This window comes from Streptomyces sp. SAI-135, from assembly GCF_029893805.1.
Taxonomy (GTDB): Bacteria; Actinomycetota; Actinomycetes; order Streptomycetales; family Streptomycetaceae; genus Streptomyces.
The window spans coordinates 7084611-7096411 of the sequence record NZ_JARXYP010000002.1; the positions used below are offsets into that span (position 1 = coordinate 7084611).

The 11801-nt window shown below is 73.9% G+C and carries 11 protein-coding genes; 1 reads left to right on the plus strand and 10 read right to left on the minus strand.

The window, feature by feature from the left end:
* Window positions 1–7: 7 nt before the first annotated feature.
* Window positions 8–1297, plus strand: coding sequence for an MAB_1171c family putative transporter (locus tag M2163_RS36455; protein WP_280896102.1), 1290 nt, complete (start codon window positions 8–10; stop codon window positions 1295–1297).
* Here the strand turns inward: M2163_RS36455 and M2163_RS36460 are convergent.
* From M2163_RS36460 to M2163_RS36505, 10 genes are all read right to left on the minus strand, one after another.
* The gene (locus M2163_RS36460) at window positions 1209–2417 is read right to left on the minus strand and encodes an acyltransferase (protein ID WP_280896103.1); all 1209 of its coding nucleotides are present in this window, start codon (window positions 2415–2417) and stop codon (window positions 1209–1211) included. The two genes, M2163_RS36455 and M2163_RS36460, sit on opposite strands and share 89 nt — an antisense overlap.
* A gap of 3 nt (window positions 2418–2420) precedes the next feature.
* On the minus strand, window positions 2421–3602 hold the full coding sequence (locus tag M2163_RS36465; protein ID WP_280896104.1) for an MFS transporter: 1182 nt from the start codon (window positions 3600–3602) through the stop codon (window positions 2421–2423).
* 57 nt (window positions 3603–3659) lie between these two features.
* A complete protein-coding gene (locus tag M2163_RS36470; RefSeq protein WP_280896105.1) occupies window positions 3660–4904 on the minus strand; it encodes an acyltransferase in 1245 nt (414 codons plus the stop codon).
* 35 nt (window positions 4905–4939) lie between these two features.
* Window positions 4940–5716 (minus strand): alpha/beta hydrolase, encoded by a 777-nt coding sequence (locus M2163_RS36475; protein ID WP_280896106.1) that lies wholly within the window; start codon window positions 5714–5716, stop codon window positions 4940–4942.
* An 88-nt stretch (window positions 5717–5804) separates the two neighbouring features.
* Complete coding sequence (locus M2163_RS36480; protein ID WP_280896107.1) at window positions 5805–7085, minus strand: MFS transporter; 1281 nt, start codon at window positions 7083–7085, stop codon at window positions 5805–5807.
* The gene (locus tag M2163_RS36485) at window positions 7082–8119 is read right to left on the minus strand and encodes an alcohol dehydrogenase catalytic domain-containing protein (protein WP_280896108.1); all 1038 of its coding nucleotides are present in this window, start codon (window positions 8117–8119) and stop codon (window positions 7082–7084) included. The genes M2163_RS36480 and M2163_RS36485 overlap by 4 nt, the downstream gene beginning before the upstream one ends.
* Window positions 8116–8967, minus strand: a complete 852-nt coding sequence (locus tag M2163_RS36490; RefSeq protein ID WP_280896109.1) for a TIM barrel protein — start codon at window positions 8965–8967, stop codon at window positions 8116–8118. The genes M2163_RS36485 and M2163_RS36490 overlap by 4 nt, the downstream gene beginning before the upstream one ends.
* On the minus strand, window positions 8964–10052 hold the full coding sequence (locus M2163_RS36495) for an alcohol dehydrogenase catalytic domain-containing protein (RefSeq protein WP_280896110.1): 1089 nt from the start codon (window positions 10050–10052) through the stop codon (window positions 8964–8966). Before M2163_RS36495 ends, M2163_RS36490 begins: the two co-directional genes overlap by 4 nt.
* Window positions 10049–11110 (minus strand): ROK family protein, encoded by a 1062-nt coding sequence (locus M2163_RS36500; protein ID WP_280896111.1) that lies wholly within the window; start codon window positions 11108–11110, stop codon window positions 10049–10051. Before M2163_RS36500 ends, M2163_RS36495 begins: the two co-directional genes overlap by 4 nt.
* Window positions 11107–11790 carry an HAD-IA family hydrolase gene (locus M2163_RS36505; protein WP_280848649.1) on the minus strand — a complete coding sequence of 228 codons (684 nt, stop codon included), beginning with the start codon at window positions 11788–11790 and terminating at the stop codon, window positions 11107–11109. Before M2163_RS36505 ends, M2163_RS36500 begins: the two co-directional genes overlap by 4 nt.
* Between the last annotated feature and the right edge of the window lie 11 nt (window positions 11791–11801).

The following is an 11801-nucleotide window of genomic DNA, read 5'->3' on the forward strand; positions in this document are numbered from 1 at the left end:
GGTCGGCATGAGCGGGGTGAACCTCGTGACGGTCGTCACGCTCCTCGGTGGCACGGCGTGGACGCTCCCCGCGCTGGTACGGCAGCGCTTTCGCGCTCCGATGCGGCTTCATCTGTGCCTGTCGATGTTCCTGCTCGGCATGGGAAACCTGCTGGGCCAGCTCCCCGGTCACGCGGTACTGGACGGCATCACCTTCACCGGGTTCACGAAACTCACGTACAACGCGGCGATACTGACCGGACTCTGCCTCATGATCGGCTTCCTGCGTGAGCACCCGCTGCAACGCCGGTCCCTGGGCACCAGGGGCGAAGTGGTGCTCTGCCTGAGCTGCCTGACGGCGATGGCCGCCCTGACCGCGTCGCTGCCGCCGTATCTGCGCAACCACTCCCTGGCGGCGCCCTACCTGGACGACTGGCGCGTGCGCGCGTTCTACGACATCGGCGGCCTCTATCTGGTCTTCGGATACGCCACGTGCGCCCTGATCGCCGCCCGTCTCGCCCGGCGCGGCCAGCCGCTGCGCCGCGTCTCCCTGGGCACCGTCTCCGTCGGGCTGCTGGGGCTCTCCCTCAGCTGCGCCTTCCGCATCCTGTGGGTCAACTGCCGTGCGTTCCGCGACTTCGGGCACCACGTCACGTACGCGAACGCCTTTGTCTTCGGACAGGTGGCCGCCATCGCGGTGTGCGCGGGGCTGAGCCTGCCGTGCCTGGCCAGCACGGTCCAGTTCCTGCGCGAGAGGTCCTGCCACCGGGCCCGGTTCCGCGGCCTGGAGGAGCTGTGGCGGCGGCTCGCGGACCTCTATCCGGAGCTGGTGCTCGACCGCGCCCCCCGGTACCGGCGGCGGCCACCCCTGGACTACAGCTCGGTCGTCTACCGCCGGTACGTGGAGTGCCGGGACGGGCTCACCCGGCTCAGCCCCTATCTGCGCCGTGCGGCACAGGAAACGCCGTCGGCGGCCGGCACCTCGGCCGGGCCGGATCTCGCCCGCCTGGTCGACCGGGCGCTGCGCCTGCACGGCGACACGGACCTCGCGGACGGCGCGGCTTCGGCGCCGTCGATCGTCGTGGCCCCGGGCGGGGGCCACGACGCCGACTACGAGAGCGATCTCGCGGGACTGATCGAACTCTCCCGCGGGCTGGAGGAACTGCGCACGGCTGCCCCACGGTCACGCTCCCGCGTCGTCGCGTCCGGACGGCACCCCGCCGGCACCCTCAGCCGGAGCTCCGCGCGACCGGGACCGCGACCGGTCCCGGAGCCGTCCGCGGTGTCCGGTCGCGGGGACGGGCCCAACGGCGCATGACAGGGCGTTCCACGCAGACCATCAGCAGCCAGCCCAGGGCCAGCGTGACCAGGAACAGGGCGAGCAGTTCGAGCACGCCGCCGAGCAGACCGTAGGTCCTGTTGTCCAGGACGTGGATCCGGCCGTAGTAGAGGACCACGAACTGGGCCAGGTAGAAACCGAAGGACACCTCGCCCAGCCACCGCATCGCCCGGCCGCCCAGCAGGGTGCGGCGGCCGTCCACGTCGGCCACGGCCACCGCGCAGACCAGCACGGCGACCGGAACGATGGTGGCGACGGTGAACCCGTACAGGAACGGCACGTTCAGCGCCAGCGCGTAGCCCGCCACCACCAGCGCGAGCGCGGCGGTCAGGGGGACGCGGGGGAACCGGCCCGCCAGGACCAGCCGGGCCAGGAGCATGCCGAGGACGAACTCGAAGAGCCGGCCAGGAGGGAAGTTGTAGCCGAGCCAGAACTGGAGGGACGAGAGGGGGAACCCCTCGGGCGTGCGCGGCTGGTCCGGCACCAGCAGGTCGACGGCCGTCTCGAGAGCGAGCATGCCGACCACGGCGGCGCCGGCCCAGGCCCACAGCCGCTCGGTCCTGATCCGCCGGACGGGCCCGATGAGGAACGGGAAGAGCAGGTAGAAGAGCAGCTCGCTGCAGAGCGACCAGCTGGGCGCGTTGACGCTGATGTAGATGTCGTGCTGCGGGAACCACGAGTGCAGCAGGAACAGGTTCGGCAGCCACGAGGTGAGCGGGGTCGTCGCCCCGGCGAAGAGCAGCATGGCCAGCGCCCACATGGCGACGTGGTTGGGGAAGATCTTGAGCAGGCGGCGCCGCCAGAACCCGGTGACGGTGTCGTCGCGTCTGCTGGACCACGTCAGGACGAAGCCGCTCAGCACGAAGAAGAAGGACACCCCCATCCAGCCCGCCTTGCTGAACAGCCACTGGAAGCCCTCGGCCTGACCGCGGTCGGCGAAGGGGTTGGTCAACGGTTCGAAGAACGAGGAGTGGAAGAAGAAGACCAGGGCCGCCGCGACGAACCGCAGGCCGGTGAGGGAGGGCAGTGGTGCCGGACGTCCGGCGGGGGCTTCACCGGCGGTTCCGCCGGTCTGGACGGGAAGTGGCGCGGTGACCACGGTTCACCTCTCGGGGGTGGATACGGCGAGGGGAAGGGCCCGCGGGGTACGACGGGCCGCGCGGCGCAGGACGAGCACGAGCAGCGCGCCCGACGCGGTGAGTGCGGCGGCCCCGACCGGGACGGCACGGGTGCCGGCCGCGGACTCGGTGAGCAGACCCCCGAGCCACGAACCGAGCGCCGCGCCCAGGCCGAAGGCGGACATGTTCGCGGTCAGGGAGAGCGTCGGCGCGTCGGCGGCCTCGGTCAGCACCTTGGCCTGGAGACCGGGAATCAGGGCGAACGTCGCCAGTGAGAACAGCACCAGGGCGAGCGCCCCGGCGGGCCCGTACGGGGCGAGCAGCCACACCAGCAGGCATACGGCCGTCAGGGCCCAGGACAACTGTCCGACGGCCCGGTCGATGCCGCGGTCCGCGAACCGCCCGCCGAGCAGGTTCCCCACGATGGAGCCCAGCCCGTAGGCGAGCAGCACGACGGGCACCCACCGCCGGGGGAGACCGCCCACGCCGGTCAGCAGCGGCACCATGTAGGTGATCAGCGTGAACATGCCGGCGGAGCAGAGCACGGTGGCCCCCACCGTGCCCCAGACGCTCGGGCGGCGGAACACCCGGGCCTCATGGGCCGCGGTGACGGTCGGGGCGGGGGTGTCGGGCACCCAGACGAGGACCAGGCCGATCGCCACCGTGGCCAGGGCCGCGACGACGCCGAACGGGGCACGCCAGTCGTAGTGCTGGGCGAGGAAGGAGCCCATGGGCACGCCGAGGACGGTGGCGAGGTTGATCCCGAGCTGGGTCGCGGCCACGGCACCGCCGCCCTTGCCCGGCCCGACCATGTTGCCCGCGGTCACGACACAGACCGCCATGAAGGTGCCGTGCACCGCCGCGGTCACCACCCGGCCGGCCATCAGCACGCCGAAGCCGGGCGCCAGGGCGCAGACCACGTTGCCCAGGACGAAGACCGCGAGGAGGGCCACGAGCAGGGTCTTGCGGCGCACCCGGGTGGTGAGCGCGGTGACCGCGGGACCCCCGACCACCATCGTCAACGCGTACGCGGTCACCAGCAGTCCCGCCGTGGCGATGCTCACGGCGAGGTCGGCGGAGAGGTCGTCCAGCATGCCGCTGGGGGACAGCTCCGCGGTGCCGACGCAGAAGATCGCGAGGATCAGCGCGGCGAGTCGGAACGGCATGGGTGTGCACCTTCGGTCGTGCGGGGCGGTGGCGGGGTATCAGGTGGTGGCGGGGACTCAGGCGACGGTGGCGGCCGTGGGGGCCTTGGACCGGGTGCGGGACCAGCGCCGTACCAGCGGCTTCTCGATCCAGGCGTACATCGCCCAGGAGGCCAGGACCGCCAGCGCGCACTCCGCGACGGTCAGCGCGATCACCGCGGGGACGGAGTCGAAGCGGGCGCCGAGCAGCTCGCGCGTCTTGAAGAGCACGATGAAGTGCAGCAGGTAGAAGGCGAAGGAGACTTCGCCGAGCCAGACCATCGCGCGGTTGCGGAAGAGGGTCGGCCGGCCCGACGCGTCCGCCAGCGCTCCGGCCGCGATCAGCAGGGCGCACGGCACGAGGCAGACCGCCCGCTGCACGAACAGGTAGGGCACGCCCGGGAGTTCGGCGATCACATAGCTCGCCACGAGCAGCAGGCCGGCCGGGACGAGGCCGATGTCACGCCACCGGCCCAGCATGACGGCGCGGGCGACCAGGATGCCGAGCAGGAAGTCGAGGAGCCGGGCGGGCGGGAAGACGTAGGCGAACCAGAGGTGGAGGCCGGAGACGGTGGGCTCGTTCGACATGTAGACGTCGCCCGCGGGGACGAAGGTGGTGGCCAGCCAGGGCGTGACGGCGACCCCGGCGATCACGCCCGCGATCCAGAACTTCAGCCGCCGCGGCGCGATCCGCCGGACCCCGGCGAACAGCAGCGGGAAGCACAGGTAGAAGAAGACCTCGGTGGACAGGGACCAACCGGGCGCGTTCACGCTGAAGTTGGTGTCGTAGTCCGGCACCCAGGACTGCAGCATGAAGAAGGTGACGCCCGAGCGCCAGGCGGCGGTACCGGCCGCGATCAGGACCATCGCGAGCGCCCAGGCGACAAGGTAGTTCGGCACGATCTTGACGTACCGGCGGCGCCAGAACGACGTGGTCGGGTCCCCCTCGCGGGCGGACCAGGTGAGGACGAAGCCGCTGAGGACGAAGAAGAAGGTGACGCCGACACCGCCGGCCTGTTCGACCAGTCGGGCGAAGAGGGTGGAGTTGGCGTCGCCGGGCATGAGCCAGCCGGCGGGCAGCGAGACGTGGAACAGGAAGACCAGGAGCGCCGCCGGGAACCGCATCCCCGTCAGGGAGGGCAGCCGGACGACCTTGGAGCCGGGTCGCGGCGCCGCGCCGCTGTGGGTGGCGGAGCCGGATGTGGTGCCGCCGGACGTGGGGGAGTCGGCCGTGGGGGCCGACGGGCGTATGAGCTCGGACGGTGGGGTCTCTTGCATGGCCATGGGCAGGCTTCGTTCCTCTGCGTGCCGGAGAGAGGTCAGTTCAGGAAGGTCCGGATGGCGTCCACCAGCTTGTCCGGCGCCTCGGCCGGCACCAGGTGGCCGCTCTCGATCTCCAGGTAGGTGCTTCCGGGGATCGCCTCGTGCAGTTCCCGGGAGTGCTCGACCGGGACCAGCTGGTCGTGCAGGCAACCGACGACCAGCGTGGGGACGCCGATCTTCGGCAGGAGCTCGCGGATGTCCGCCTCCAGGCCGAGTTCGATCTGGCGCAGCGTGCCCTCGTCGACCGCGGCGCCGCCCACGGCCTCGTGGAACGTGGCCTCGTCCAGGTTCGCCAGGAAGCCCGGCGTGAAGAGCAGCAGGCTGATGTAGTGCGAGTACAGCTCCGGATCGACGTCGGCCAGCCGCCGCCAGAGGGTGAACCCGAGGCGCTTGCGCAGATCGTCGTTGCGGGCCCAGCCGGCCACCAGCACCAGTCGGCGCACCCGCTCGGGACGCCGGGCCGCGGCCATGACGGCGACGAGCGCGCCGAGTGAGAACCCGACGATGTCGACGGACTCGTCGGTGGCCGCGTCGGCGGCACCGAGGACCTGGTCCGCGAGCTGCTCCAGCGTGAGCGGGCCGCCGTCGTCGGTGGTGCCGCCGCTGCCGGCGTAGTCGGGGAGGATCACCGTGCGGTGGTCCGTGAACTCCTCCAGCAGATGACCGTAATTGGCGTCACCGGTGGCGCCGGTGCCGTGCACCAGGAGCAGTCCGGGGCCCTGCCCCTCGGTGCGGTAGTGCACGGTCGCGCTGTCGACGGTGGTACGGGGCATCTCATTGCCTTTCAGAGGGAAGGGATGTCGCCAGGAGCGTTGGTGCCACTATATAAGCATCTCGGGTTTTAAATTCGCACAACGCCTTCTAAAGGCGCACTGTGACGTGCTGGTTGTCGGGCACGTCGGCCGTCGGCACCGGGCGCCGCACCAGGACGACCAGCAGCACGAGCGCCACCAGCACCGTCGAGCCGACCGGCAGCCACAGCGCCGACCGGCCGAGCAGCACGGCACCCAGGGCCGAGCCGCTCGCGATCCCGACCTGGAAGCCGGTGACGTAGACGGAGGAGGCACGGTCGGCCTCCGGGCCCGCCAGGCGCATCACGCCCGTCTGGAAGACCGGTCCGGCCGCGGCGAACGCACCGCCCCACAGGGCGACGGCGACAGCGGCCGCCGTGCCCCGCGCCAGGACACCGCCGCCCAGCACCGACGCGACCGCCAGCAGCCCGACCCCCACGGCGAACACCGCGATGGTCACGGACGCCGTCCGCCGGGGGACCGTGTCGTTGTACCGGCCCACCAGCCAGGTGCCCACGGCCCCCGCGCAGCCGAAGACCGCCAGCAGCCCGACCGTCGCGGCGGACGTGCCGGTGACCTCGGTGACGAGGACGGCGAAGTAGGTGTAGCTCAGGAAGTGCGCGCTGATCAGTACGACGGCCACGGCACACAGCGTCAGGACGCGGGGCCAGTGCGCTCCCTGCTGCCCGGCGCCGGCCGTGCCGTCCGGATCCCCGGTCCCCGCCTCCGTCCCCGGCGCACCGGCCGCCGCCGGCCGGGTGCGGCCGTACAGCCCGAGGGCCCACACCAGGCCGACGGTCACGGCCACGGTGGCCGCCGCCAGCACCAGGGCCGTGGCGCGCCAGCCGATCAGCTCGCCGATGAGGGTCGTCCCGGGACTGCCGACGATCGCGGCGAGGGTGGAACCGCCGAACACGGCCGCGGTCGCGGTGCCCACGCGGTGCCGCGGTACCAGCGTCGCCGCGGCCGGGGCGATCAGCGACCAGAGCACACCGTGCGTCAGGGCCGCGGCCACCCGGCTGACCACCATCATCGCGAAGCTCGTGGCGAACCCGGCGAGCACCTCGGCGACCACGAGGACGAGGAGGGAGACCACCAGGGCGGTTCCGCGCGAGACCCGGGAGGCCAGCGCGACCGTCGGTACCGTGACGACGGCGGCGACCAGGGCGTAACCGCTGATCAGCAGCCCCACCCGGCCGGCCGGGACGTCGAGATCGCGGGCGATGTCCTGGAGGAGCCCGACCGGGAAGACCTCGAAGGTCACATAGACGAACGTGGCGCTCGCCAGGACGGCCAGCCGCACGGCGGCCGACGCGTCGACACGGTCGCGGGCCCCTGCCCCGCCGCTCATGCCCGGTCGGCGGCGGCGAGCGCCGGGTCGATCCGGACGAGGACCTTGGGGCGGTCCCGGCCGCCGTCCGCGAGGTGGGCGAAGGCGGCGTCCAGCTCCTCCAGCGGAAAGACCCGGTCGACGAGGGCGTCGAGGTCCACCGCCCCGGACTCGACGAGGCCGACGAGCCGGTCCCAGTAGCCGATGCCGGACAGCACGCCGTGCAGGGTCACGTCCCGGATCACCAGCGCAGCCGCGTCGAAGCCGTCGACGGTGCGGTGGGGCGTGCCCAGCTGGGCGATGCGCCCGCCCGACGCGACCAGCCGGACGGCGGCGCGGACGCCCGCCGCGCTGCCGGACGCCTCGATCACCGCGTCGTACGCCTCCGCATCGGACCCGCCCGGGGCGTCCTGGGCGCGCAGGCCCAGCTCGGCGGCGAGCGCACGGGCCGCGGGCTGCGGGTCGAGGACGAGGGTGTCCGCCCCGATCGCCCGGGTGATCTGTGCCGCGGCGAGCCCGAGGGTGCCGGCGCCCAGCACCGCCACCCGGTCGGACGCGGTCACGGTGAGCCGGTCCACGGCGTGCGCCGCGGCGGCCGTCGGCTCCAGCAGGGCGCCCGCCGCGTCGGACAGGCCGTCGGGGATCCGGGTGAGGGTGTCCACCGGGGCGGTGATCAGCTGCGCCCCGGCGCCCGGCCGGGGGCCCAGCACGCCGATCTCGCTGCGGTCGGGGCAGGACCGGATACGTCCGGCCCGGCAGTGCGCGCACCGGCCGCAGACACGGAAGTTGTGCCCCGACACCCGCCGGCCGAGGAGGTCCGGGCCGGTCCCGGGGCCGGCCCCGACGACGGTGCCGGTCCATTCGTGGCCGAGGACGAACGGGTAGCTCTTCAGCCCGTCGCGCAGGTAGTTGCTGCTGCCGTCGTAGAAGCCGAGGTCGGTGCCGCACAGGCCGAGCAGGCCCACCCGGACGAGGACTTCGCCGGGGCCTGGCTCGGGCGGTGCGGTCTCGGTGACCGACAGCGTGCGGGGGGCGGTGAGCTGGATGACTTTCATGGCGCGTCCTTGAAGGGGGCTTCCTCGGGAGGGCGGGGGTCCGCCGCACGGCGGCACAGGGCGATGTCCTCGCGCAGCCGGGCGGGGGTGTGCCGGTAGTCGTTCTCGACGAGCACCGAGCGGGCGCCGGACGCCCTGAGCAGGGCCGGGAGGTCACCGGCCGAGGGCGCCGTCGTACCGGAACCGTCCTTGACGTGGACGAACGGCAGCAGCAGTCCGGCCGCCGCGACCGCCTCGGCGAAATCGAGCGGCCGCAGACCCGCGTCGCACAGGTTGCCGGTGTCCAGGACCAGGCGCAGGGCCGGATGGTCCACCGCACGGGCCAGCGCCAGCGACTCCCGCGCGTCCAGCGGGGACTCGTAGGCGACCAGCAGGTCCGTCCCGGCGAGCTGGGCGCACACACCGCGCAGCGCCTCCACCGTGCCGGCCCGGATGCCCGCGCCGTGCGGCAGGCTGCGCCGGAATCCGGGCACATGGAGCACGGCGACTCCGAGGCGCAGGGCGCAGTCCGCGGCGTGCCGCAGGAGCTCCACCGCCGCGGGGTTGGGTACGCCCTTCTCGTGTGCGAGCCCGATGTCGTTGAGGTGGTTCACGGCGAGCACGGGCACCGGGAGTCGTCGGGTGACGGCCTCGGCCGCCCGCAGTGCGACGGGGTCGCTCAGCGGGGGGCCGCGGTGGGCGCCGCCGTAGTCCAGGTGCAGTTGGTCGGCTCCCGCCGCGAGCGCGGTGCGCGCTGCCGCCCGGCGGTCGGTGTCGATCCGCCACTGCGGGGCGGCGACGGCCGGGGCGGGACCCATGGGTGTGCGGGCGGCTGTGCTCGACGCCGTGGCCGCGGGTGCTCCGGTCATGGGCGGCCCCCCATGTCGATCGCCGTCTTCAGGACGCGGTGCCCGGTGGCCTCGCGTGTGCCCGAGACGAGAACGGTGTTGACGAGGTCGGCGGCCTCCTCCGGTCCGACCCGGTGGGTCAGCACCCGCGCACCGAGGGCCGGGGTGGTGCGCAGCAGGTCGACGGCGTGCCGCAGATGGCCGTCGCCGACTCCGCGGTGACCGCAGAGCAGGAGCCTGCCGTGCGGCCGCTGGAACTCCTCGACGCGCGGTGGCCAGGGGGTGCCACCGCAGTTGGCCGCGCGGATCGCGGCGACGTCGATGTCACCGGCGGTCAGCGGGAGCGGCCCCGGTTCGAGGCCGGCGTGGACGTCGACCAGGAGTGTGCCCGGCACCTGCCGGTCCAGCGCCGTGAGCGCCTCCCGGGTGCCGGTGCGCGGTGTGGTGATCACCGCCACGACCGGGGAGGGCAGAGCGGCCAGCAGCCCCGGCAGCTCCGGGTCGGCCGGGTCGGTGGCGTCGGGGCCGTGCCCCACGAGGAGGCAGTGCAGCCCCGGGAGTTCGCTCCGCCACAGATCGCGCGCGAGCCGTCCCACGATGCCGTCGCCCCAGACGACCAGGGCGGCGGGCCGCACCGCGTGACGCGCGATCCGCATCCCGTACAGGGCCGAGGCGAGCGGTTCCGCGAGGGCGGCCACCCGCGGCCGCGCGGCGTCCTCGGGCACCGGGACGACCAGGCCGGCGCGAACGGCCGTGGCCGGGATGCGGGTGCGTTCCGCCCACAGGCCGGGGAGGTTGTGGCCGAGGAGGAAGGACGGGTCGTGCGGGTGCGTGGGGTTCACGGTGACCGCCGTGCCCTCCGCCAGACCCGAATCCCCGGGTTCGACCACGTACGCGACACCTTCGTGGCCGAGGACCGGGGTGGGGTCGTCGCGCAGGCCGCGCAGGATCTGCCAGTCGGTGCCGCAGATGCCGACGGTCGCCGGTGCGAGCAGGGCGTCGCCCGGTTCGAGCCGGGGCAGGGGCACCTCGGCCACCTCGACCAGGGTGCGGCCGGATCCGTCGGGCGGCCGGCGTACGAGGGCACGGTGGGTCGCGGCGCTCACCGCGTGATCCCGGGGCGCCAGTCCGCGACGCGCTGTGCGCCGCGCAGCGGGTCGACCTGTCCGGGCGCGCAGAACACGAGCCGCTCGTCGAGCCAGGCGTCGTCGCGGCCCCGGTCGGCGTAGGACGTGGGGGCGGCGAGCAGGCGGCGGATCTCGGCCGCGTAGGGCCCGGCGAGCCCCTCGGCGACCCCGCCGCCGATCCCGATCAGGTCGAGGTGCGGATCGAGGCACCACATGGTGCGCAGCAGTCCGGCGACCGGGGCGGCGCACAGCTCCAGCAGCCGCCGCGCGCCGGGGTCGTCGGCGGCGAGCGCGCCGGGGAGCCAGTCGGCCACCTGCGCGGGCCGGGCCAGCCCGAGCCGCTCCGCCGTCCGCGCGAGCCCCGGGCCGGAGGCGACCGAGGCGAGGTGGTCCCGCGCGCCGCACTCGCAGGGCAGGCCCGTGAGGACGTCCGAGCCGGGGGCGGTGAACGCGCCCGGGAGGTGGCCCACCTCGCCCTGCAGGCCCCTGTCGTCGACCGGTATCCGGCGCTGTTCCAGATCCGCCGTGCGCAGCGCGATGCCGCTGCTGACGGTCAGATAGGCCACGCGCCGGACGCCCGGCGGGGCGTGCACGGCGGCGAAGTCCAGCAGCGCGGCGGTGACGTCGTTGACGAGGTGCCAGGTGACGTCGGGCCTACGGCGTCCCAGCTCGGCGGCCACGTCGTACGGGGCCCTCTCCTCGCCCCACAGCGGCGCCGACCCGTACACCGTGCCGGTCAGGTGGTCGACGGCCGCGCCGAAGGACAGCGCGGCTCGGGCCCCGGCCGGCACCCGGTCGCACAGCAGGCCGACGAGCTCCGCCCGCAACCGGGGGACGGAACGCTCCGGGTGACGCAGCCGACTCGGTGACGGCACCCGCTCCACCGGCTCCTCCGGCCCACCGGTGCGCATGCGCACCCACGTACCGCCGACGTCCGCGGCGAAGACGGGGGGCGCGGGGGCCCGGTCGGGGGTGGGTGCGGCCGGGCGGCTCGCGGACGCCAGGGGCGCTACGGCGGGCGTGACGGTGTTCGTCACCTCGCGACCACCTGGCCCGCGGCGACCGGCTCGGGTACGTCCAGCAGGACGCCGGGGACGCCGGCCCGCGACGGTTCGACCACGAAGCCGCGGAAGTCGGTCCAGCGCGGTGCCACGTCGTCGTACGTGTCCAGGGCGCCGATGACCACCGTGCGTCCGCAGGCGGCGAGTCCGGCCCGCACCCCCGCGCCCGAGTCCTCGACGACCACCGCGTCCTGCGGGGGGCAGCCGAGCTGGGCCGCGGCGCTCAGATAGCCCTCGGGGTCCGGCTTGCCGCGGGTCACCTCGTCGGCGCTGACCAGGATCCCGGGCAGTGGGAGCCCGGCCGCGGCCATCCGGACCTCCGCGAGCCGGCGACCGGCGGAGGTGACGACGGCCCAGGTGTGCGGCGGCAGGGCGGTGAGCAGCGCCCGCGCGCCCGGGACCTCGGTGATGCCCGTGGTCTCGGACTCCTCGTGGGCGACGAGGCGCCGGGTCTCCGCCGCCGCCAGGTCCGGGTCGGGGAGGAAGTGGCCGACGGTCTCCCGGGTGGGGCGGCCGTGGGCGAAGTCCAGCACCTCCGCGAGATCGAGGCGGTGCCGTTCGCAGAATCCGGCCCAGGTGGACTCGACCAGGGCGGTGGAGTCCACGAGGGTGCCGTCCATGTCGAACAGCAGGGCTGTGGCGTGCAGTTGAGGCAAGGGGTACTCCA